Origin of the sequence: Herbaspirillum sp. 1173, assembly GCF_031455335.1 — a bacterium.
Taxonomy (GTDB): domain Bacteria; phylum Pseudomonadota; class Gammaproteobacteria; order Burkholderiales; family Burkholderiaceae_D; genus Herbaspirillum; species Herbaspirillum huttiense.
The window spans coordinates 112,566-133,857 of sequence record NZ_JAVDSP010000011.1; the positions used below are offsets into that span (position 1 = coordinate 112,566).

General features: G+C 63.8%; 20 protein-coding genes. 10 read left to right on the forward strand and 10 right to left on the reverse strand.

The features are described from left to right. Positions 1–66 precede the first annotated feature (66 nt). Entirely contained in the window at positions 67–1,320 is a 1,254-nt protein-coding gene (locus J2X56_RS24435) for an RtcB family protein (protein WP_134137646.1), read from the reverse strand. Between the two features lie 349 nt (positions 1,321–1,669). Then, positions 1,670–3,223: a TROVE domain-containing protein gene (locus tag J2X56_RS24440; RefSeq protein WP_134137645.1), complete on the reverse strand. Its 1,554-nt coding sequence runs from the start codon at positions 3,221–3,223 to the stop codon at positions 1,670–1,672. A 198-nt stretch (positions 3,224–3,421) separates the two neighbouring features. Here J2X56_RS24440 and rtcR point away from each other — a divergent pair, with 198 nt between their 5' ends. Both rtcR and J2X56_RS24450 read left to right on the forward strand, forming a co-directional pair. Beyond that, entirely contained in the window at positions 3,422–5,023 is a 1,602-nt protein-coding gene (gene rtcR, locus J2X56_RS24445) for an RNA repair transcriptional activator RtcR (protein WP_121037338.1), read from the forward strand. A 21-nt stretch (positions 5,024–5,044) separates the two neighbouring features. Beyond that, complete coding sequence (locus tag J2X56_RS24450; RefSeq protein ID WP_121037335.1) at positions 5,045–5,497, forward strand: GNAT family N-acetyltransferase; 453 nt, start codon at positions 5,045–5,047, stop codon at positions 5,495–5,497. Between the two features lies 1 nt (position 5,498). Here J2X56_RS24450 and J2X56_RS24455 read toward each other — a convergent pair whose 3' ends face one another. The 4 genes from J2X56_RS24455 to J2X56_RS24470 all read right to left on the reverse strand — a co-directional run bounded on the left by J2X56_RS24455 (position 5,499) and on the right by J2X56_RS24470 (position 8,151). Next, complete coding sequence (locus tag J2X56_RS24455) at positions 5,499–5,672, reverse strand: hypothetical protein (protein WP_209569934.1); 174 nt, start codon at positions 5,670–5,672, stop codon at positions 5,499–5,501. 58 nt (positions 5,673–5,730) lie between these two features. After that, positions 5,731–6,369: an ATP-binding cassette domain-containing protein gene (locus J2X56_RS24460; protein ID WP_134137644.1), complete on the reverse strand. Its 639-nt coding sequence runs from the start codon at positions 6,367–6,369 to the stop codon at positions 5,731–5,733. 41 nt (positions 6,370–6,410) lie between these two features. Further along, on the reverse strand, positions 6,411–6,662 hold the full coding sequence (locus J2X56_RS24465) for a hypothetical protein (RefSeq protein WP_034333872.1): 252 nt from the start codon (positions 6,660–6,662) through the stop codon (positions 6,411–6,413). A 253-nt stretch (positions 6,663–6,915) separates the two neighbouring features. Beyond that, on the reverse strand, positions 6,916–8,151 hold the full coding sequence (locus J2X56_RS24470; protein ID WP_209585124.1) for an MFS transporter: 1,236 nt from the start codon (positions 8,149–8,151) through the stop codon (positions 6,916–6,918). 134 nt (positions 8,152–8,285) lie between these two features. Here J2X56_RS24470 and J2X56_RS24475 point away from each other — a divergent pair, with 134 nt between their 5' ends. The 3 genes from J2X56_RS24475 (at position 8,286) to J2X56_RS24485 (ending at position 11,618) form a co-directional block, all read left to right on the forward strand. Next, positions 8,286–9,260, forward strand: coding sequence for a LysR family transcriptional regulator (locus J2X56_RS24475; RefSeq protein ID WP_310163467.1), 975 nt, complete (start codon positions 8,286–8,288; stop codon positions 9,258–9,260). Positions 9,261–9,505: 245 nt separating this feature from the next. After that, the gene (locus J2X56_RS24480) at positions 9,506–9,703 is read left to right on the forward strand and encodes a hypothetical protein (protein ID WP_199724987.1); all 198 of its coding nucleotides are present in this window, start codon (positions 9,506–9,508) and stop codon (positions 9,701–9,703) included. A gap of 175 nt (positions 9,704–9,878) precedes the next feature. Further along, complete coding sequence (locus J2X56_RS24485) at positions 9,879–11,618, forward strand: methyl-accepting chemotaxis protein (RefSeq protein WP_310163471.1); 1,740 nt, start codon at positions 9,879–9,881, stop codon at positions 11,616–11,618. An 85-nt stretch (positions 11,619–11,703) separates the two neighbouring features. On the opposite strand, the gene J2X56_RS24490 is transcribed toward J2X56_RS24485, so the two are convergent. Then, positions 11,704–13,206 carry an acetyl-CoA hydrolase/transferase family protein gene (locus tag J2X56_RS24490; RefSeq protein WP_310163474.1) on the reverse strand — a complete coding sequence of 501 codons (1,503 nt, stop codon included), beginning with the start codon at positions 13,204–13,206 and terminating at the stop codon, positions 11,704–11,706. A gap of 183 nt (positions 13,207–13,389) precedes the next feature. Between J2X56_RS24490 and J2X56_RS24495 the strand changes: the two genes are divergently transcribed. The 3 genes from J2X56_RS24495 (at position 13,390) to J2X56_RS24505 (ending at position 17,924) form a co-directional block, all read left to right on the forward strand. Beyond that, complete coding sequence (locus tag J2X56_RS24495; RefSeq protein WP_039788456.1) at positions 13,390–14,289, forward strand: LysR substrate-binding domain-containing protein; 900 nt, start codon at positions 13,390–13,392, stop codon at positions 14,287–14,289. 188 nt (positions 14,290–14,477) lie between these two features. Beyond that, positions 14,478–16,709: an FUSC family protein gene (locus tag J2X56_RS24500; RefSeq protein WP_310163477.1), complete on the forward strand. Its 2,232-nt coding sequence runs from the start codon at positions 14,478–14,480 to the stop codon at positions 16,707–16,709. An 87-nt stretch (positions 16,710–16,796) separates the two neighbouring features. After that, complete coding sequence (locus tag J2X56_RS24505; protein WP_310163479.1) at positions 16,797–17,924, forward strand: mechanosensitive ion channel domain-containing protein; 1,128 nt, start codon at positions 16,797–16,799, stop codon at positions 17,922–17,924. 92 nt (positions 17,925–18,016) lie between these two features. On the opposite strand, the gene J2X56_RS24510 is transcribed toward J2X56_RS24505, so the two are convergent. The 3 genes from J2X56_RS24510 to J2X56_RS24520 all read right to left on the reverse strand — a co-directional run bounded on the left by J2X56_RS24510 (position 18,017) and on the right by J2X56_RS24520 (position 20,063). Further along, positions 18,017–18,307 carry a DUF4148 domain-containing protein gene (locus J2X56_RS24510; protein WP_310163480.1) on the reverse strand — a complete coding sequence of 97 codons (291 nt, stop codon included), beginning with the start codon at positions 18,305–18,307 and terminating at the stop codon, positions 18,017–18,019. A 497-nt stretch (positions 18,308–18,804) separates the two neighbouring features. Continuing rightward, positions 18,805–19,095, reverse strand: coding sequence for a DUF4148 domain-containing protein (locus J2X56_RS24515; protein WP_034332278.1), 291 nt, complete (start codon positions 19,093–19,095; stop codon positions 18,805–18,807). A gap of 563 nt (positions 19,096–19,658) precedes the next feature. Further along, positions 19,659–20,063, reverse strand: a complete 405-nt coding sequence (locus J2X56_RS24520; protein WP_204726266.1) for a DUF4148 domain-containing protein — start codon at positions 20,061–20,063, stop codon at positions 19,659–19,661. Between the two features lie 24 nt (positions 20,064–20,087). Here J2X56_RS24520 and J2X56_RS24525 point away from each other — a divergent pair, with 24 nt between their 5' ends. Then, positions 20,088–20,330, forward strand: coding sequence for a hypothetical protein (locus J2X56_RS24525; RefSeq protein ID WP_209585116.1), 243 nt, complete (start codon positions 20,088–20,090; stop codon positions 20,328–20,330). A 214-nt stretch (positions 20,331–20,544) separates the two neighbouring features. Continuing rightward, positions 20,545–21,288, forward strand: coding sequence for a glutamine amidotransferase (locus J2X56_RS24530; protein ID WP_121037312.1), 744 nt, complete (start codon positions 20,545–20,547; stop codon positions 21,286–21,288). The last annotated feature ends 4 nt before the right edge of the window (positions 21,289–21,292 follow it).

The window sequence follows — 21,292 nt, forward strand, 5'->3', positions numbered from 1 at the left end:
GCTGTGCGCGAGCGGGCCTCACAGGCAGCGCACCCAGTGCGTAATACGCTCTCGGCGCGCTGTATTTCAGCCTTTCACGCAGACGATCTGGCGCAGCGTATGCACCACTTCCACCAGGTCTTGCTGGGCCGCCATGACGGCATCGATGTCCTTGTAGGCCATCGGGATTTCGTCGATGACGGCTTCGTCCTTGCGGCACTCCACACCTTCGGTGGCGCGGATGTGATCCTCTACCGAGAAGCGCTTCCTGGCCTCGGTACGGCTCATGGTGCGTCCCGCACCGTGGCTGCAGCTGTGGAAGCTCTCGGCCTCGCCCTTGCCGCGCACGATGAAGCTCCTGGCCCCCATCGAGCCGGGAATGATGCCCAGTTCGCCGGCACGGGCCGATACTGCACCCTTGCGGGTGACCAGCACATCCTGGCCGAAGTGATGTTCCTTCTGCACGTAATTGTGGTGGCAGTTCACCGCCTCCACATGCGTCTGGAAAGGCTTGGCGATCACGCTGCGTACGGCGGCGATCAGGTTCTGCATCATCACTTCACGGTTCATGCGCGCAAATTTCTGCGCCCAGCCCACGGCTTGCAGATAGTCGTCGTAGTGCGTGCTGCCCTCCTTCAGATAGGCCAGGTCACGATCCGGCAGGTTGACCATGTGCTTGCGCATGTCCTGCTGCGCCAGTTCGATGAAGTGGGTACCGATGGCATTGCCCACGCCGCGCGAACCCGAGTGCAGCATGAACCAGACTGCGCCCTCTTCATCCAGGCAGATCTCGATGAAGTGATTGCCCGACCCCAGCGTGCCCAGGTGCTTGTAGTGGTTGGTCTTCTCCAGCTTGGGCGTCTTCTGGCACAGCACGCCGAACTCATCCTTCAGCGTCTGCCATGCGGTATCGACCGGTGCCGGCGGATGTTCCCAGGAACCCTGATCGCGGCCGCGATGGCTGCGCGTACGTGGCGAGGAACCGTGCGGCACGGCGCGTTCGATGGCACTGCGCAAGGGACCCAGGTTGTCCGGCAGGTCGGCGGCGCACAGGGTGGTCTTGGCCGCCATCATGCCGCAGCCGATATCGACCCCCACGGCGGCGGGAATGATCGCGCCCAGGGTCGGGATCACGCTGCCGATGGTGGAGCCCTTGCCCACGTGCACATCCGGCATGACCGCAATGTGCTTGTAGATGAACGGCATCTTGGCCGTATTGCCCAGCTGGGTTTTTGCCTCAGCTTCCACCGGCACACCGCGGGTCCACATTTTGACCGGCTTGCCCTGCCCGGTGGCCAGGGTGTCGTAGGACGCTGGTGCGATGTTGTCGAGTTTGTCCATTTTCGTTACTTTCTTGCTGAACATGAGGGAAGGCGAGACGCGACAAGAGTGCCAGCGACGGGTTTTCCGTGAAGGTAGTCGCTTGCGCATTCGCGCCTCATCTGAAAAAGTCGGGGCTCCTGCCCCTCGGCGGCCCGGCAATTCCGGGCCGCCCGCTTCATTCCGACCAGATCGGCAGGATTTGCGCCGATTCTTGCGAACCGCCGCCCCGGAGTTGAACCGGGCTACCCAATGTAATCCTGCCAGCATTCGGAATGATCAGGACCACGTCCGCCCGACCAGAATGTGCGCGATACGGAGATGTAATCGCAACGGCATTCGGGCGGCAATGGCAACCTGTCTTGCACTATCAAAGCGGTGTGGACGCGATCTCTTGCACCCAGTGTCCCGCCTGCATCTGTCCGGCCGCAAAGCTGGCCAGCAGTTTGAAGACCTCATCGGAGAATCCGCCGATGTTGAGGATGTCGTCCGACTCCGGCGCCTGGCTGGTGGCATACGGCGCCAGATCGATGCAGACCAGGCGCGCCTTCGGATTGCGGCGCTTGAACTGCTGCCACTGGCGCATCGTTTCGGTCGCGCCGCTGGCGTGATGGCGCAGCCAGGACTCGTTGTCCGACACCAGCACCACCAGATCCGCGCGCTGCTGGCGTTCGTTCAACCAGCGCAGCGGCGCACTGCAGTCCGTTCCGCCACCGCCGATACGCGCCAGCCGCGCGGCGTTGGCCATGACCTTGTCATGGGGAACCAGCGGGCAAGGCACCACGCGCTGTTCGAACGGCAGCACGCAGGCCGCAGGATTCTTGCGCACGATGGCCGCGGCCAGCAATGCCGCCACGTCAATGCATCGCACCGCGCTGGTCCCACCGGCACGCATGCCGCTCACCGGGCTCGACATGGACCCCGACACATCCGGGCAGACCACGACCGAGCCTTCCAGCACCGGCACATTGGCCAGCGCGATTTCCATGGCGCTCTGCAAGGCGTCGCGCACCAGCTCCGGCACTGCCCCGGCAGCAGCCTGCCACGCGGCCATCAGCTGATACGGGAACACCCGTGCCGCGGCAATGGCCTGCGGATCACACAGCTTGGCGGCGATCAGCTCGGTCATGCCGGGCAGCTCGAACACGCCGTGGCGCGCGAAGCTGTTCAGGTTCATGCGCACCATGTGCCAGCCACCCTGCCGCGCCATCCCGGCCCATTCTTGCGTGCCCGGCTGCAAGGCAGTGAGCAACTGGAATGGCACCGCCGGTACCGGCTGGCTGCGGTCACGCTGGTAGGCCCGCAGGGCACGCGTCAGCGGCGGCAGCGCGGCCTCATCAAACGGACGGCCGATCAGCCAGGCGAAGAACGCGGCGCGCCACGCTTCAGCCGGCTTGGGGTGGACCATGCGGACCACGTCCGCCAACGATGGCGACTGCCCTACACAGGCGGCCAGCAGTTGCTGCTCCGTGGCCTGGTTCAGCCAGGCCTGCACCAGCTTCTTGGGACGAGTGCCCAGCGACTTGCGGCCGGTCACGCCGGAACGCAGGATCTGTACGAAATTGCGCAGCATCTTGCCCTGATCCACCACGCCGGCAAATGCCGGTGCCAGTTCATCGGCACCACGGGCCGCCAGTACGGCCAGCAGCAGCGCCGGCATGTCTTTCATGTAGCTGCGGCGCCGAGCGTACAGCGCGGTCTGGGCGATGAAGCGCGGGGCGATGTCCTGGCTCAGTTCCAGCACGGTGGCCAGTTGCGCTTCGGCACTGGCGTAGAAGGTGCGGTTCAGACAGCCGGTGGCCGCGTACTGCGCCAGGATGTGCTCCTTGCTCAGGGCATAGGCAGCGCCGCCGGCGTGATTCATCGCATCGGCTGCCGGCAGCAGGCGACGCTTCAGGGTCTGGAACAGTTGCACATTCGCCATTTTCTTTTCCTCGTTGATCGCTTGGTCTTGTTCCCTGTATTGCAACGGGTGTGCCAGCTCGGACGAGATGTGCGGAAACTCCTTTTAACTCATTGAATTGATTGAATAAATCTGATTTTGGCCTGATTTCCCGAGATTTGCCTGTACCCGAGAAAAACAGGATAATTTATCCATCAAGATAAGAAGTTATCTAAAAATATGGCAAAGAAAAAAGTCGTCATCGGTTTCGTCGGTACCCAGCTCGACCACGGACGTGGTGCGCCGCGCTGGGAAAAATGGCGTCCGACCATCGCGCTGACGCAGTACCCGGACGTGGTCATCGACCGTCTGGAACTGCTCTACATCGGCGAGCGCCATCTGGGGCTGGTCGGCCAGATCGGTCGCGACATCGCCAGCGTCTCGCCCGACACCGTCGTGCGGCCGCATGATCTGCCGATCCAGGACCCCTGGGATTTCGGTGAGGTCTACGCCAACCTGCTCGACTTCGCGCGCGCCTATCCTTTCGACACGGACAACGAGGAATACTGGATCCACATCACCACTGGCACCCACGTGGTCCAGATCTGCCTGTTCCTCATGACCGAGGCGCGTTACCTGCCCGGCGTACTGTTGCAGACCTCACCACCGCGCCGGCAGGCGGCGGGCTCTCCTGGCAGCTATGCCCTCATCGACCTCGACCTGTCGCGTTACGACCTGATCGCGCAGCGCTTTTCGAGCGAACAGCGTGAAGCGCTGGCCTTGCTGAAGTCCGGTATCCCCACGCGCAATGCGCACTTCAACCACATGATCGAGGAGATCGAGCGCGTGTCCATCCGCTCGCGCGCGCCGATGCTGCTGATGGGGCCGACCGGGGCCGGCAAGTCCTTCCTGGCCCGGCGAATCTACGAACTGAAGAAGTCGCGGCATCAGTTGGAGGGCCGCTTTGTCGACATCAATTGCGCCACGCTGCAGGGCGACGGTGCGGCCTCAACCTTGTTCGGTCACGTGCGCGGCTCCTTTACGGGCGCAGCCCATGATCGTCCGGGCTTGCTGCGTTCGGCGCACAAGGGATTGCTGTTCCTCGACGAGATCGGCGAACTGGGGCTGGATGAACAGGCCATGTTGCTCAAGGCTATCGAAGAGAAGCGCTTTCTGCCGGTGGGTGCCGATGTCGAGGCGCAGAGCGATTTCCAGCTCATTGCCGGCACCCATCGCGACCTGGCGCGCGAGGTCGCGGCGGGCCGCTTCCGCGAGGACCTGTTTGCCCGCATCAACCTGTGGACCTATGCCCTGCCCGGCCTGGCCCAGCGCCGCGAAGACATCGAACCCAACCTCGACTACCTGCTCGAACGCTTCAGCGCCGAGCATGGACAGGTGGTGCGTTTCAACAAGGAGGCCCGGATGCGCTATCTGGCCTTTGCGGCGTCATCGGCGGCCAGCTGGCCGGGCAATTTCCGCGACCTGTCGGCGTCCGTCGTACGCATGGCCACGCTGGCCGATGCGGGGCGCATCAACGATGCGCTGGTGGAGGAAGAGACTGCGCGCCTGCAGCGTCAATGGCGCGCCAGTGCGCAGCCTGCGTCGGGGGAGCAGGACGTTGATCTGGACGCCTTGCTGGGTGAGCACGCGCAAGCGCTGGATCTCTTCGATGCGGTGCAGTTGCGCGCCGTGGTCGCCGTGTGCCGCCGTTCGCGCTCGCTGTCGGAAGCGGGACGCACGCTCTTCGCGGTCTCGCGGGATGCCAAGGCAAAACCCAATGATGCGGATCGGCTCAAAAAATATCTGGCGCGCTTCGGCTTGGCTTGGGATGATGTGGCGTAGACAGAACCCGGAGCCACTAGCATGAACATCTCCCTGGAATCGCCCACCCTGCCAGAGGTCAGGCAGCTCATTGAAGCGCTGGACGCTTATCAGCAGCCCTTGTATCCGCCCGAAAGCCATCATGGCATTGATATCGATGCGCTGGCGGCCGATGATGTGCTGTTCGCCGTGGCACGTGATGAGCATGGCCAGGCGGTAGCTTGCGGTGCCATGCGACTGGAGGATGGCAGAGCCGAACTGAAGCGCTTCTTCACGCTGCCCGCACAGCGCGGAAAAGGAACCGCCCGCCAACTGCTGGCTTGGCTTGAAGCCCGGGCCTGCCAGCTTGGATACCGTGAATTCCTGCTGGAGACGGGCTATCTGCAGCACGCTGCCATCCGCTTCTATGAAAGCTGCGGCTATCTCCCGTGCGGACCCTTCGGCACTTACGTGGACGATCCCAACAGTGTTTTCATGCGCAAATGCGTCGCCTGATTCACTGCCCCTGCATCACCACATCCCGTAGCAACCGATCCAGTACCGAATATTCGCCCCGCGCATCCTTGTGCGGCGTGGGCACGTGCTCCAGCCGCTGCAATTCCAGTTCGATGAAACGATTGATCTCGGGAATGGCCGCGCCCTCTTCGGCTTCGCCCGCGCGCCTTGCCACCACGCCTTCCAGGGGCAACGCATCTCGCAGATTGAATGTGAACAGGCCCTGGTGTTTCTCAGTCCCCCAGATCGATCGTCCCCGCCAACCGCACCGCTTCCGGCGTCTCATACATGGCCACCACCCAGGCCTGATCGGCATCAGCTGCATGCGCGTTGAGCGTAGCCGCAACGAACTGGATGGAAGCACGATCCAGGCTGGCGTAGGGATCGTCCAGCAAGGTCAGCGTCGCGTGCGCCGCGAAGGCGGCCGCCAGGTAGACCTTGCGCTTGCTGCCGGTGGAGAGCATGAAGAGCTTTTTCTCCAGGTGCGGCGTCAGTGACAGACCTTCGGTGAGTGCCGGCAACAAGCCATGATCGAAATGTGGATACCGTTGCGCCAGGGCTGCGAAGACTTCCGGCGGCGTCATCTGGTCATAGGCCTCGGTCCGCGAATCGATGAAGAACACTTGCCGGCGGTAATTCTCGGGCTCGCCATCGAGTCGCAGACCATTCAACTCCAGCACGCCATCGCGCGCCGGCATCAAACCACCCAGCAGATTGAGCAGCGTGGTCTTGCCGCGGCCATCGCCGCCGCGCACTAGCGTCACGCCGGCCGTGATGCGGGCCGAGAAGTCCTGGAACAGGTCCAGGCCGGGATAGGAAAAATTCAGGCGCGATACCAGCAGCAGCGCTGCGCGGTCAGAAACTTGGGTCATCGGTGAGGGGCGTGGGGAATCGAAGGGAGAGCGGATGGCGCTCAGGAGCGCTGGCGGCGCGCCGCCTGGCGTTTGGCTTCCTCGGCGGCCTGCTTTTCCTTGCGGGCATCGGCCAGCATGGCCAGGGCCAATGCCAATGGCGGATACAGCAGGATCAGGCCGCTCCAGTCATGGTCCGACAGAAACATCAGCGCGGCAATGCACAGGTCGACCGCCATCAGGAACATCAATGGCCACCCCACGGGCGCACCCAGGAAGGTCTTCTGTCGCTTGTTCTTGAAATACAGTGCCATGCCGTTCACCCTGCTTTGTGTTTCGCTGCATGGCCGCCGGGCAGCGCCGCAGGGCGCATTGATGGGCGGGCAACATGCTGGCGATGGGTTGTCTCCTGCCCCGGATTATAAAAGATGTGGACCCGGGGAGGGAGCCGGCAGCACATCTTCCCATCCGGCAAAAATGGTCCGGCCTGTGGAAAAAATATAAAAAAAACGGTCCCGGCAAACGCCGGGACCGTTGTCCTTGGCAAGACCACCGCAGGGCGACAATTCAACGGGCCTTGGCTGCCCCCGGCCACATGCGTACCACCAGGGCCAGCACGGCCGCCGCCACTGCCAGTGCCACCACCGCGATCCAGCCCCACTGAGCCAGCGCCAGGCTACCCAGCGCCGCACCAGCGGCCATGCCGATGAACATCCCCACGAACAGCACCGCATTCAGACGGCTGCGGGCACCGGGTTCGATGCTGTAGACGATGGTCTGATGCGCCACCAGCGTCGCCTGCACGCCCAGGTCAAAGCCGATGGCGGCCAGCGCCAGCAAGACCAGTTGACCTTGCGTCGAGAACCACGGCGACAGGGCCATCGAGGCGAAGGACAGCGCCGCCAGGCTCACACCCAGACGGGTCACCAGCTCCGGACCTTTCTTGTCCGAGATGCGGCCCGCCAGGGGCGCTGCCAGCGCACCAGCGGCACCGGCCAGGCCGAAGGCACCGGCCGCCGCACTGCCCAGGTGGAACGGTGCGCCATGCAACATCACCGCCAGCGTCGACCAGAAGGCCGAGAAACCGACCGACAGCAAGCCCTGGGCCAGCGCCGCGCGGCGCAACGCGCCATGCTTGCGCACCAGCGTACCCAGCGAGCCCAGCAGTGCGCCATACGACAGATGCGTGGTCGGATGGAAACGTGGCAGCCCGCGCCACGCGGCCAGGCCGATCAGCGCGATGCTGGCCGAGGCCCCCACGAACATGGCGCGCCAGCCAAAGTGCTCGGCCACGAAACCGCTGACCACGCGCGACAGCAGGATGCCCAGCAGCAAGCCGGTCATGACGGTACCGACGATGCGGCCGCGATGCTGTTCCGGTGCCAGGGTGGCGGCGGCCGGGACGATGTCCTGCGCCAGCGTGGCCGTCAGGCCGATGGCCAGGCTGGCGGCCAGCAGGGTTGCGATGCCGGACGCCGCACCGGCCAGCAGCAGTGCCACCGTCAGGATGGCCGCCTTGATGAGGATGATGCGGCGGCGGTCATAACGGTCGCCCAGCGGTGCCAGCAGCAGGATACCCAGTGCATAGCCGAGCTGGGTCGACATCGGCACCATGCCCACGGCGCGCTCGGAGGCCCCGATGTCATCGGCCAGCACGCCCAGCATGGGCTGCGAATAGTAGAGCGAAGCCACGGCCAGGCCGGCACCGGTGGCCAGCAGGCCGATCAGCCCGGTCGACAGGCCGTGGGCATGAGAGGAAGCCGCAGCGGGAGCGGCTGTATGCGTCTTGGGAATGCTGTTCATGATGGAACCTCAATAAGTGAGTCTGGCTGCCGGCCCGGAAAAATCCCCTTTCTGCCAGCGTTGGAACGGATTGTCCGCTTCCCGGCTCGCATCTGGTAGTAGCGCCTGCGGCAGAATTGTTATACGTTAGCCGTATGACCAAGCCCCTCTCCCCTGCCCCCAGTTTCTCCGCCACCGGCCTGACGGACCGCATCGAGCTGATCCAGACCTTCGTGCGCATCGTCGAGGCCGGCAGCCTGTCGGCAGCAGCGGCCCAGCTCGCGACCACGCAGCCCACCGTCAGCCGCCGCCTGCAGGCGCTGGAGCGCTCGCTGGGAGTGCGCCTGCTGCAGCGTTCCACCCACGCCATGAAGATGACCGAGGATGGCGAACGTTGCTACGAGCGCGCCAAGGAATTGCTGGCCGGCTGGGATGAGTTCGAAAGCGAATTGCGCGGTGCCCGCCAGCACGCGGAAGGTACGCTGCGGGTAGTGGTGCCGCACGCCTTCGGGCAGAAGCAGCTGATCGCGCCCTTGTTGCAGTTCATGCAGCGACATCCGCGCATCACCGTGGAATGGCTGCTGCATGACCGTGCCGCCGATTTCATCAGCCAGGGCATCGATTGCGCCATCCAGGTCGGCGAAGTCAATGATCCCTCGGTGGTCGCCATCCATCTGGCCGAGGTGCCGCGCATGACGGTGGTGGCGCCGGCGCTGCTGCAGGGCCGCGCCCTGCCGCGCCAGCCTGAAGAGCTGGCGGATTTCTCCTGGATCGCCATTCCGGCCTTCTACCGCCGCGAGATCACGCTCACCCACGCCACCAGCGGCGAACAGCGCCAGGTGGCTTTCCGTCCGCAGCTGGTCACCGACAGCCTGTATGCGTTGCGCAATATCGCCATCGAAGGCATGGGCGTGGCGGTAGGCTCATCATGGGTATTGGCCGAGGATGTGGCCGCCGGCCGCCTGGTCCAATTGCTGCCGGAGTGGGAGCCGGCACCGCTGCCGGTGTCGCTGATGTACCCCTATGCACGTTTCTACCCGGCCCGGCTGCGCCACTTCATCGACGCCATGAAGGAAGCGATGCCCTCCGTGGTGCACCAGGCCGTGGGACGGGGTGCGCTGCAGGGGTGATGGCCGCTGCCCATGAAGCCTTGGCCCCGACACGCTCCACCCAGGCAGCGATGTTGTCATCTAGGGAAATGCCTGAGGTTCAAGGATGAGTTATCCGCTTATAGTGGGCTCAACATCTAGTCCTGCGCGGCCGTGAATGCCAATGGCGGCTTCCGGCCCGGACAACGTTGGACAGGAATGATGTCCCCGCGCACAGGCGCGCAGACGCGCATTCGTATCGATCATCCAAAGCGGGGAACCAGAAAATGGCCATCGAAAAAGAGGATGACGCTCTTGCTGAGCATCATTCCCGATCGCTGATCCACCAGCTCAACCGGCTTGAGCAGATCATGGAAACCCTCACAGCGACGTTTGAAGAGATCGCACTTCAGGCCGACATCCGGACCGGGGATTCTTTCAAATCCCAGGCTGCTGATGCCATTGCCAAGGCCATGAAGACCTGATGCCGGTGCGCATCGGGTACGCGCTTCGACTTCCTTTTTAACTGTTTGCATCAAAGACCCCGCCGCCTCGTGCAGAGCGCTGCGGGTACGCTGTCGCGCATTCCGGTGCGCGGCATTTCAACGTAATGACATGAAAACCAACCAGTGATGCGCTGGCAACAATGGGGTGAGGAAAATGTTTGGATCAATGACCGTCGGTCGAAAACTGGGGCTGGCCTTTCTCAGCATGGTGGTGGTGTCGCTGGCGGTAAGCAGCCTCTCGCTGTTCAACTTCAACCGGCTCGAAGGGGCCAGTGCCATGAATGTCCATACCTATGAGGTCATGGGCGCGGCCGACGACATGCTGATCAACATGGTCAACATCGAGACCGGCATTCGTGGTTACGTGGCCTCCGGCAACGAGGCGTTTCTCGATCCCTACCTGGGTGGGCGCAAGGCGTTCAGCAAGGCTTTTGATCAGGCCAAGGCGCTGACCGCCGACAACCCGGTCCAGCAAAAGCGGCTGACCGAGATGCTGGAGCTGACCAACAAGATCGAAGAGGTCGACCAGACCCTGATCAGGTTGCGCAAGGAAGCCAATGCCAGCGCCTCCACCCAAGCCCTGCAAGCCTACTTCGGCGCGACCCACGACAAGGTCTTCATGGACCGCTTCCGCGGCCTGCAGAATGAATTCGTGAAAGCCGAAGAATCGCTGCTCAAGATGCGCGGCGAGCAGGTCCGTGAGCTCAGCAGCGCCACCCTCGCGGTGCTCATCGGCGGCGGGGCGCTCACGGTACTGTTGGCCATCGTCGCCGGCCTTGCGATCACCCGCAGTATCGTCAACGCCCTCGGCGGAGAGCCGGCCGCCGCCGCGCTGGTCGCCCAGCATATCGCCGCGGGAGACCTGACGGTACCGGTTCCCCTGAAGCAGAATGACCGCACCAGCCTGATGGCCTCGCTGGCCAGCATGCGCGAGCAGCTCACCACCATCGTGCGTGGCATCCAGACCTCGGGGGAATCGATTTCGGTGGCCGCAGGCGAAATCGCCACCGGCAATACCGATCTGTCGCAACGCACCGAGCAGCAGGCGGCATCGCTGGAAGAAACCGCGTCGAGCATGGAAGAGCTGACCTCCACCGTGCGCCAGAATTCCGACAACGCCCGGCAGGGCAACGTCGTGGCCGAGGATGCTTCCGCGCTGGCCCTCAAGGGTGGCGAAGTGGTCGGCCGCGTCATCTCCACCATGAACGAGATTTCCGACAGTTCCAGCAAGGTGTCCGAGATCATCACCGTCATTGAAGGCATCGCCTTCCAGACCAATATCCTGGCGCTCAATGCGGCCGTGGAAGCGGCACGCGCCGGTGAGCAGGGACGCGGCTTTGCCGTGGTCGCCAGCGAAGTGCGCTCACTGGCCCAGCGCAGCGCCGCCGCCGCCAAGGATGTGAAGGACCTCATCGTGCTGTCGGGGGAACGCGTACAACGCGGCACTCACCTGGTCAGCGAAGCGGGCGGGACCATCGATGAAGTGGTGCAGGCGGTGCGCAACGTCACGCAGATCATGAACGAAATCTCCGCCGCTTCGCTGGAACAGACGGCCGGCATCGAGCAGGTCAACCAGGCGCTCGGCCAGATGGACCAGGTCACCCAGCAGAATGCGGCACTGGTGGAGCAGGCAGCTGCGGCGGCCCAGGCCATGTCTGAACAGGCAACCGAACTGCGCAGTGCGGTGGGGATCTTCAAGACCGCCGGCGGCGTGGTGCGGCCAGTGCCGGTGGTGCCTGCGGCTGCTGCCGCCAAGCCGGCCCCCAAGGCCGTGTCCAGGCCGTCGCTTCCGGTGGCACCTGCGCGCGCCGCCAAGGCACAGCCGGCTGCCGGGCAAGGCCCTTCCTCCTCCTACAAGAAGGATGCTGGCGAGGGCGACTGGGAAACCTTCTGAGGGGTTGTCCCGCTGACGGGCCCGCGTATCAACGTGAAAATGCCTGCATCACGCAGGCATTTTTTTTGATGGCGCGTGGTGCACGTCAAGCCTGACGCTGATCCAGCCGCATGGTGCGCTGTTGCGCGTAATGCTGGTGCCAGGAGAACGCCTCGCCCAGCAGATGCGGCGTATGGCCACCGGCCCGGCAGGCGCGTTCGAAATAGTCGCGCAGCTGCGGCCGGTAATCCGGATGGCAGCACTGCTTGATCACCTTCACCGCGCGCTCGCGCGGTGCCAGGCCGCGCAGGTCGGCCAGGCCCCATTCAGTGACCAGCACGTCCACATCATGTTCGCTGTGGTCCACATGCGAGACCATGGGCACCACGCTGGAAATGGCGCCGTCCTTGGCCACCGACTTCGACACGAAGATCGATAGCTGTCCGTTGCGCGCAAAGTCGCCCGAGCCGCCGATGCCATTCATCATGTGGGTGCCGCCCACGTGGGTGGAATTGACGTTGCCGTAGATGTCGAATTCCAGCGCGGTATTGAGCCCGATGATGCCCAGCCTGCGCACCAGCTCCGGATGATTGCTGATCTCCTGCGGACGCAGCACCAGCTTGTCGCGATAGCGATCCAGGTTGGCCAGGAAATGCGCATACTTGGCCTGCGACAGCGTGATCGAGGAGGCCGAGGCAAAAGCCAGCTGGCCCGAGTCGAGCAGATCGATTGCGCTGTCCTGCAGCACTTCCGAATACATCACCAGATTGCGGAACGGTGACTCCACCAGCCCGTGCAGCACCGCATTGGCGATCGTGCCGATGCCTGCCTGCAGTGGCGCCAGCGTATGCGGCAGACGTCCGGCTTCCACTTCGCATTCGAGGAAATGGATCACGTGACGCGCAATGGCCCGCGTCTCATCGTCCGGCGGCAGCACCGAGGAGGGGCTGTCGGGCGTCTCGGTGAGCACGATGGCCACCACCTTTTCCGGGTCGAAGGGAATGGCCGGATGGCCGATGCGATCGCCCGCTGCCGTCAGCGGGATGGGTTTGCGCTCGGGTCGTGCGGCCGGCAGGTAGATGTCGTGCAGGCCCTCCAGCGCCAGCGGCATGCTGGTGTTGAGTTCGATCACGATATGCCGCGCCTGCTCCACGAAGCTGGCCGAATTGCCGACCGACATGGTCGGCACGATGCCCTCTTCGGTGATGGCGGCAGCTTCGATGACGGCGATATCGATGCGTGAGGGCGTGCCGCTGCGCAATTGTTCGGCGGTCTCCGAGAGATGCTGGTCGATGAACATGACCTCGCCCGCATTGATCTTCCTGCGCAGTGTGGGATCAACCTGGAACGGCAAGCGTCGCGCCAGCAGGCCGGCCTCGGCCATCAGGCCATCGCTGCCATTGCCCAGAGAGGCCCCGGTGATGACGGTGAAATGCAGCTCTTCCTGCGCGGCGCGGTCGGCCAGCGCACGCGGCATGGCCTTGGCATCACCGGCGCGGGTGAAGCCGCTCAGGCCGATGGTCATGCCGTTGTGGAAGAAGGTGGCCGCCTCGGCGGCGGACATGACTTTGCCGGCCAAGGCGGGCTGGCGAATGCGCTGGCTATCCATGAGAGTGTGCTCCTGCTCGGGTTCTTTAGGGGACGTGAAGTGCATCCTTGACGGACTTCTTGCATCTTGTTTGTCCCAAGTATAGGAGCCGGCAGGTATGCACTGTATGATTAAAATTCCGCCGTTCCAGTCGGAAAATGCATACTTCCCTGCCACCCTGAAACACCGCCGAAAGCCGCTGCCATGGACATCCGCGCCCTGCGCTACTTCACCGAGACGGTCCGCCTGGCCAGCTTCAGCCGCGCCGCCGATGCCTTGCACGTGACCCAGTCCACCGTCAGCAAGATGGTGCGCCAGCTGGAAGACGAGGTCGACGCCCCGCTGCTGGTGCGCGATGGCCGCCGCCTGCAGCTCACCGATACCGGGCGCGTGGTGTATGAGCAGGGCCAGCAGATCCTGGCCTCGATGCAGCGCCTGGACGCCGAGGTGCGCGATACCAAGGCGCTGCGCTGCGGCCGTCTGGAGATCGGCATCCCGCCCATGATCAACATCCTCTGCACGCCGGTGCTGAAGGCCTTCCGCGAACGCCATCCCGAGATCGCCATCGTCCTGAAGGAAGACACCGGCCCGCAGATCGAAGAGCGCGTGGCCAATGGCGAACTGGAAATCGGCATGACGGTCCTGCCCGCTGATCCGGAACTGGAATTGCAGACCCTGCCGGTGGCGCGCTATCCCATGTGGGCCGTGGCCCAGGCCGGCCGCTTCCAGAAGAACCGCGCCACCCTGCGCTGCGCCCAGCTCGATGGCATGCCGCTGGTGCTGCTCAACAACGAGTTCGGCCTCACCCGCAGCCTGCGCGGCATGTTCGGGGAATTGGGCATCCGGCCCGAGATCGTGGCCCAGAGCGCCCAGTGGGACTGGCTGGTGGCCATGGCCCTGGCCGGCATGGGGGCGGCGCTGCTGCCCGAACCCTTCATCCACCGCCTCGCCACCGACCAGTTGCAGGCGGTGCGGCTGGTGGAGCCGGAAGTGCAATGGCAGGTTGCCTATGTCACACGCGGCGGCGGGTATCTCTCGCATGCGGCGCGGGCGTGGATGGCCTTGAGCGAGGAATTGTTTGCGGGTGGCCGCGTGCGCAGGTAAAGAGAAAAGAGCGTACCGGAGCGCCTCGGTGCAAAAAGCGTCAGCATTCCATTTTGGAATGGAATTGGTGAATTTAAGTCATGCCATGAATACAGCCAGATTCCTATACTGGACCTGCCGATACCTGCCGCCCCTCCTCACTCGTGAATTCGGAACCGGAATGACGTCTTGACGCCGTGAGTGCGCAGGTGTCGGCACTCTCCACGAGTGCCCTGCCCTCCTCCACCTGCCCGCTCGCCAGCACGATCATGCCGCCGCTCTTGTCGTCGCGTTTTTCCGTCCGTTTTTCCCTCTATCGATTCCTGCTGCTGCACTACTGCCGGCGCTGCCGCACCCGTGTCGAGCGCTGGCGCCTGCAGTTCCCGCTGCGCCACGCCAACCTCTCCGAGGGCCTGCGTGCGGCCTGCGGGGCGGCGGCCATGCTGCTGCTGGGCGAGTGGCTGGGCAATCCCCTGTTCTCGTGGGCGGCCATCGGCGCCTTCCTGACCAGCCTGGCCGACAGCGCCGGTTCCAATCGCGCGCGCCTGGCCTCCATGGGGGGCTTCGCGCTGGCCTCGACGCTGGGCGGCATGATCGCCGCCAGCGCCGCCGGCTGGCGCGTGGAAGCGGGTTTGCTGACCATCATGGCCTGCGCCGGCGTGGCCGGCTTCTCGCGCATCTACGGTGCCGCAGCGGGTCTGGTGCTGATGCTGGCGGCGGGCGTCTCTGCCATCATGGCCGATGCGCCGGTGGTGCTGTGGCCGCTGGCGCAGAGCCATGTCCTGATCTATTTCGCCGGTTGCCTGTGGGCGCTGCTGCTGGGCTTGACGGTGTGGCGCATCCACCCCTTCGCCCCGGCGCGCCAGGCGGTGGCGCGCGCCTATGGCACGCTGGCTGAACTGGCCGCCCTCGCAGCCGAGACCGATGCCGCCGATCCCGCCTATGCCGTGCATGCCGCCGATCTGGCGGCCCACACCCGCCGCCATGCGCGCTTCGATCTGGCCGCCGCCCATCGCACGCTCGATGCGGTGGCGGTCGAACGCACCGAGTCCCGTCGCCTCTACGAAAACCTGCTGGTGCGGCTGGCGCGCGCCGACGCTCTCCTCGATGGCATCACCGTGCTGGCCGACCTGCAGCTGACGCATTACCAGCCCCTGCGTGCGCGTCAGCGCAGTGCCCGCGTGCTGGGTGCGATTGCGCGCCAGCAGCAGGCCATGCAGCGCGAGATGCAGCGCGGCGAGGCGATTGCCGCCGATGAAGATGCGCGCATCATGCTGCGCCTGCGCCAGCTGGTGGCGCGCCTGCCCAGCGGCACCGGGCGGCTGTTGCAGCAGCTCGATACCCCGCTGGCCCTGGGCGCGGACGATCCGGCCCGCCTCAAGCAGGCCGCCCGCGCCGGACATCAGGCGCGCCACGGCATGTCTGCCCTGCTGCATCGCCTGCGCGCCCTGGGGCGCAAGGCCGCGCTGCACGTGCGCGCCGGATCGGCGGAATGGCATCACGCCTGGCGCTGCGCGGCAGCGGCCGGGGCGACCTACCTCATCGTGCATCTGCTGGAACTGCCTTTCGGCTACTGGGCCACCATGGCCACCATGCTGGTCATGCAGCCCAGCATTGCCGACAGCTGGTCGCGCAGCATGGAGCGCGCCGTCGGCAGCGTGGTCGGCGGCGCGCTGGCCGTGGCCGTCTGCCTGGTGGTGCATTCGCCGCTGGGGCTGGCGCTGCTGGTGTTCCCGCTGACGGTACTGACGATGGCGCTGCGCCCGGTGAGCTATGGGCTGTATGCGACTTTTCTCACGCCGGTATTCGTGCTGGTGGCCGATGTCGGTGGCGATCCCGCGCATGAGCTGGCCAATGCCGCGCTGCGCGCGGGCAACAATGTCATCGGCGCGCTGGTGGCGGTGCTGGCCAGTTACCTGTTCTGGCCGCGCCGCCACGAGGCCGATCCGCAGGGCCAGTTGCGCACCATGGCCGGTCTCAATCTGGCCTATCTGACGGCGGCACTGGCGGTGCACGACACGGCACCCGACAAGGCCCGCCTGTCGTCGCTGCATGCGCATCGCCGCGCGGCCTGTGTGGCCAACGTCGAGGCCGGTCTGCTGTTGCAACGCCTGGCGCGTGAACGCGGCTGGCCCGAACGCGATCACGGGCGCGGCCGCACGGCGGTGGCCCTGTCGCGCCGCCTGGCTGCGGCGGCCAGCCATCTGTGGGCGCATCCGCAGCCGGTTGAAGCATCCCTGCCGGCCTGGCTGCTTGCCCTGGCGCAAGCCCTGCAGGAACAGGATGCTGCCGCATTGCACGCCCTCACGCGCCAGCGGCCGGCCCCGGTTGAGCTGGCCCAGGCGGCGGCGGTGGAGACCGCCTGCCTGCTGGTGGCGGCGCTGGAGGCCACGTCCGCTACCGGTTCGGCCGCATCAATCGGGCCCATGCCAGGAAATTGACGGAAACAAATTCCCCCATCCCTGTTCGAACCGGAAAAAGCGCCCCGCGCGTACCGCTTCAACAACACTCTGGATGGAAGGGAACGGATGAGCCTGGATCTCGATTTTCTGTACAACATGAACGAGGGGCCGCTGCGCTCCGGCCTGATCGTATTGGGCGTGGCCCTGGTGGCGGTGGTCGTCGGCATCGTCCTGCACCGCATGGGCATCGCCCTGGTACGACGCCTGGCGCGCGGCCGGCCCTTTACCACCACTGCCACGACCGTCACCTTCAATGCCAGCCGCACCTGCGTGATCCTCTTCATGCTGCGCCTGGTGCTGGCCGGTGCGCCGGACAATACCCCCGGCCTCACGCGCATCTCCTACCTGACCTCGGTGGCCTTCATCCTGGCGCTGACCTGGTTCCTCATGCGCTGCGTGAAATCGGTCAGCACCACGGTGGTCAACCTCAATCCCTATGATGTGGCCGACAACCTCAAGGCACGCCGCATCCTCACCCAGACCCGCGTGCTCTCGCGCAGCGCCTACTTCATCATCGCCCTGCTGGGCCTGGCCTTCGTGCTGCTGACCTTGCCCGGTGCGCGCCAGTTCGGTGCCAGCCTGCTGGCCTCGGCCGGGGTGGCCGGTATCGTGGCCGGTATCGCGGCCAAGCCGGTGCTGGGCAATTTCTTCGCCGGCCTGCAGATTGCCTTCTCGCAACCGATCCGCATCGATGACGTGCTCATCGTCAAGGGGGAATGGGGCCGTGTGGAAGAGATCACGGGCACTTTCGTCGTGGTGAGGATCTGGGATGAGCGGCGCATGATCGTGCCGCTGCAATGGTTCATCGAGAATCCCTTCGAGAACTGGACCCACACCTCCTCCACCATCCTCGGCACGGTCTTCCTGTGGCTGGATTTCGCCGTGCCGACGAACGCCATCCGCGCCGAATTCGAGCGCGTCTGCCAGACCCTGCCGCTGTGGGACAAGCGCGTCTGCGTGATGCACGTGACCGATACCAGCGAACGCAACATGCAGATCCGCCTGCTGGTCTCGGCCCGGGATTCGGGCTCGGCCTTCGACCTGCGCTGCCAGATCCGCGAGCACATGATCGGCTTCATCGCCAGCAATTATCCGGAAGCCCTGCCCCGCCTGCGCGCCGAGGTATCGTCGCGCAACCAGCCTGAGACACTGGACACCATCATCGATGGCGCGCCGGGAGAGAAAACCGGCTGAACAAAACGAAGCGGGCCGCACTTGCGTGGGGCCCGCCTGGAGGGGAATCTGGCGCGCCGGCTGGTCCGGGGCGCCTTTTTTGCGACCGCAACTTACTGATTCGAGATGGCCAGCTCGCCATTGGCGCGGGCCTGGACCAGTTCGGCGCGGACTTCATCACGGCTCTTGCCGGAGGCCACGACCTTCACGTCCTGGTCACGATCACTCACCAGCAGCTGGCCATTGGCACGGGCCTGTTGCAGCTCGGCCACGACATCGGCGCGGGTCTTGGTGGAGACGAAACGGGTTTCAGCGGGGTATTGGGCTTCAGCCATGGCAGCACCGACGGCGGTGGTCAGCAGCAGGCCGGCAAACAGGTTCTTGGCAATGTTCCTGGTGTTCATGATGGGTTCCTTTTTCGTGAGAGAGGATGCGCACGTCAACCCGTTCCGGTGGTGGTGGATCAGTCATCGCGTGCTGTCATCTTGGTGCCCAGTTTAGGGAAACACGGCACCGGGAAAAAGACGAAAAACCGGAATTCATTGTTCCGCAAAATACTAACAATTCGATTTCTTCAGCGATCACCTCGTGGTCACATACCTGACTGATGAATGAGAGACCAATGATCGAGAAAGTCGCGCAAGAAAAACTTAGAAACAGGAATGGACGTTTCTAAGACTTTGTTGCATAAGAAACTAAGTAAATGGGACTGCATGCTGTTCCACAAAAATGGCCAGCAAGCGATGAAGAGAGGAATGCGGAAGCGCAAAGGCAGGCGGGCCAGATTACCGGCGACCGAGGGGAGAGAACGTCGCTTTCATGAGGCCCGCCTGGGGAGAAACGCTGGCACCGGCGCGGCCGGTGCGAAGTGATGCCGATACGGAGACTGATGCGTCAGGGCTTACTGGTTGGAGATGGCCAGTTCACCATTGTTGCGAGCCTGGACCAGTTCGGCGCGCACTTCGTCGCGAGTCTTGGCGGAGGCCACGGCCTTGACGTCCTGGTCACGGTCGGTCACCAGCAGCTGGCCGGTGGCGCGGGCTTGCTGGAGTTCGGCGATGACTTCGGCGCGGGTCTTGGTGGAGACGAACTTGGTGTCGGGGACGCGCGAGGCTTCAGCCATGGCGGTACCGACGGCGGTGGTCAACAGCAGGCCGGCGAAGAGATTCTTTGCAATGTTCTTGGTGTTCATGATCGTTCCTTGGTGAGTGAGGAGATGAGCACGTCAACCTGGGCCGACGTTGGTGGTTCAGTCGTTGTGTGCTGTCATCTTGGAATCCAGTGTAGGCATCTGCAGCAAATCGATAAAGAGGCCAAAACGGAATTCATCATTCCGAAATCCAGAACAAGCGGATGCAGAAAAACTTATAACTTGATATTCGCAAAACTTATAAATGTAAAAGTCGAAATTTAAGTTTTATGACAGTCGTGAAATTGTCGTTTTCAGTGCTTCTTCATAGGAGAAATGCCCTTCGAGACGAGGCAAATCGCCTTGCAGAAAACTTAGAAAACGGGATGAATGAAGCAGGCAGATTCGTGGTGGCGAAATCGCATCCATGCAGATCCGCAGAGGCCTGTTGACGACCGGTGGCCGCAGGCAGAAAAGGCAGGCGGGCCGCACTACCGGCGACCGAGGGGAGAGAACGTCGCTTTCATGAGGCCCGCCTGGGGAGAGACTGTCGCACCGGGATCGCCGGTGCGTTTGCTGCGGCCCTGGCCTGGCGCGTAGGCCGGGTCAGGACGGGATGGTGCGGGTTACAGCGAAGGTGCCTGGGTGTTGCTGACGGCGGTGCCGTCCTGGCGGGCTTGTTGCAGCTCTTGTTGCACCTGCGCGCGGGTCAGGGTCGAGTGGAAAGGCTTTTCCACCGGATATTGATCGCTCACCAGCAGTTCACCATTGGCGCGGGCTTGCTTGAGCTCGGCGACCACGTCGGCGCGGGTCTTGGTGGAGACGAAGGGCTTGTCGACCGGATATTGGTCGGTGACCAGCAGCTCGCCGTTGGCGCGGGCCTGTTGCAGGTCGGCGATCACTTCAGCGCGGCTCTTGGTCGAGACGATCTGGGTCTCGGCAGGATACGGTGCCTCGGCCATGGCGGCGCCAACGGCGGAGGTGAGCAGCAGACCGGCAAACAGGTTCTTGGCAATATTCTTGGTGTTCATGATCGTTCCTTTGTGAGTAAGAAGATGAGCACTGCAACCTGTGACTACCCTTGTGGTTCAGTCGTTGTGTGCTGTCATCGTGGAACCCAGTTTAGGGATTTCCGCCGCCGGGAAAAACCGGATAAAGCGGAATACATCATTCCAGATATGCGAACAATCAGTTTTTTCGAGGCTGTACCGGCGATTTCACGCCGCAACTGCACATGGGATTTTGACAAGAAGTTGCATTTCTTCTTCTTGGATATTGGTCTCAAGTTATTGATTTAAAAGGGCTAAGGCGAAATTCCTTTCATATCGACCTTTTAGCTGCCCCTCCATCTTTTGCGCCGCCGCAAAGCTTTTTCTATTTCATCAATAGAGAATACCAATGACTTGTTCAACAAATTTGAGCAAGTTTTTCAGGCAGTCGCTGTATACGATACGATATAGCGAATCCGGATTCTCCAGCTTTTCCCTTCATATCACTCACAGGAGCAGCCCGATGAAAACCGCCCTCGCCCTGCGTCACGTTGCCACCGAAGACCTGGGCCAGCTGGCCCCGCTGCTCACTGCCGGCGGTTACCAGATTCGCTATTTCGATGTCGGAGTGGAGTCCTTCATTGACGTTTCGCCGCTGGATGCCGAGCTGGTGATCGTGCTGGGCGGTCCGGTGGCGGTGTATGACAGCGAGTCCTATCCCTGGCTGCGCGCGGAAGTGGCATGGCTGCGGGCACGCTTGCTGGAAGATCTGCCGACGCTGGGCATCTGCCTGGGTGCGCAGCTGATGGCGGCGGCCTTGCATGCGCGGGTGTACCCGGGCAGCTGCGGCAAGGAGATTGGCTGGGCCAGCCTGCAGGCGGGCCAGCATCTGGCCGAGACTCCCTGGCTGCAGGAACTGGTGGAACAGCAGACCCCCGTGCTGCACTGGCACGGCGACACCTTCGACCTGCCGCCGGGGGCGCGTCATCTGGCGTCGTCGGCGCTGTATCCCAACCAGGCTTTCGCCTGGGGGCGACATGGGCTGGCGCTGCAGTTCCATCCCGAGGTGGACATGCGCACGGTCGAACACTGGCTGGTGAGCCACGCCCATGAGATCGCCCACACCCGCAACCTCAGCCTGGCCACCCTGCGCGCCGATGCCCAGCGCCATGGCCGCCAGTTCGAGCGGGCGGTACGGCGCTTCTGGCAAGGCTGGCTGGAGAGCCTGCCCGCTCAGTCCTCGGCAGCGGAACAACGCCGCGCCTGAGGTC

Excerpts from the sequence above, each read along its gene's own strand:
- J2X56_RS24440 (WP_134137645.1), bottom strand. The coding sequence starts at position 3,223 with ATGGCGAATGTGCAACTGTTCCAGACCCTGAAGCGTCGCCTGCTGCCG.
- J2X56_RS24465 (WP_034333872.1), bottom strand. The coding sequence starts at position 6,662 with ATGGCACTGTATTTCAAGAACAAGCGACAGAAGACCTTCCTGGGTGCG.
- J2X56_RS24515 (WP_034332278.1), bottom strand. The coding sequence starts at position 19,095 with ATGAACACCAAGAACATTGCAAAGAATCTCTTCGCCGGCCTGCTGTTG.
- J2X56_RS24525 (WP_209585116.1), top strand. The coding sequence starts at position 20,088 with ATGAGCACTGCAACCTGTGACTACCCTTGTGGTTCAGTCGTTGTGTGC.
- J2X56_RS24435 (WP_134137646.1), bottom strand. The coding sequence starts at position 1,320 with ATGGACAAACTCGACAACATCGCACCAGCGTCCTACGACACCCTGGCC.
- J2X56_RS24505 (WP_310163479.1), top strand. The coding sequence starts at position 16,797 with ATGAGCCTGGATCTCGATTTTCTGTACAACATGAACGAGGGGCCGCTG.
- J2X56_RS24490 (WP_310163474.1), bottom strand. The coding sequence starts at position 13,206 with ATGGATAGCCAGCGCATTCGCCAGCCCGCCTTGGCCGGCAAAGTCATG.
- J2X56_RS24475 (WP_310163467.1), top strand. The coding sequence starts at position 8,286 with ATGACCAAGCCCCTCTCCCCTGCCCCCAGTTTCTCCGCCACCGGCCTG.
- J2X56_RS24520 (WP_204726266.1), bottom strand. The coding sequence starts at position 20,063 with ATGAACACCAAGAATATTGCCAAGAACCTGTTTGCCGGTCTGCTGCTC.
- J2X56_RS24460 (WP_134137644.1), bottom strand. The coding sequence starts at position 6,369 with ATGACCCAAGTTTCTGACCGCGCAGCGCTGCTGCTGGTATCGCGCCTG.
- J2X56_RS24510 (WP_310163480.1), bottom strand. The coding sequence starts at position 18,307 with ATGAACACCAGGAACATTGCCAAGAACCTGTTTGCCGGCCTGCTGCTG.
- J2X56_RS24530 (WP_121037312.1), top strand. The coding sequence starts at position 20,545 with ATGAAAACCGCCCTCGCCCTGCGTCACGTTGCCACCGAAGACCTGGGC.
- rtcR (WP_121037338.1), top strand. The coding sequence starts at position 3,422 with ATGGCAAAGAAAAAAGTCGTCATCGGTTTCGTCGGTACCCAGCTCGAC.
- J2X56_RS24480 (WP_199724987.1), top strand. The coding sequence starts at position 9,506 with ATGGCCATCGAAAAAGAGGATGACGCTCTTGCTGAGCATCATTCCCGA.
- J2X56_RS24485 (WP_310163471.1), top strand. The coding sequence starts at position 9,879 with ATGTTTGGATCAATGACCGTCGGTCGAAAACTGGGGCTGGCCTTTCTC.
- J2X56_RS24495 (WP_039788456.1), top strand. The coding sequence starts at position 13,390 with ATGGACATCCGCGCCCTGCGCTACTTCACCGAGACGGTCCGCCTGGCC.
- J2X56_RS24470 (WP_209585124.1), bottom strand. The coding sequence starts at position 8,151 with ATGAACAGCATTCCCAAGACGCATACAGCCGCTCCCGCTGCGGCTTCC.
- J2X56_RS24450 (WP_121037335.1), top strand. The coding sequence starts at position 5,045 with ATGAACATCTCCCTGGAATCGCCCACCCTGCCAGAGGTCAGGCAGCTC.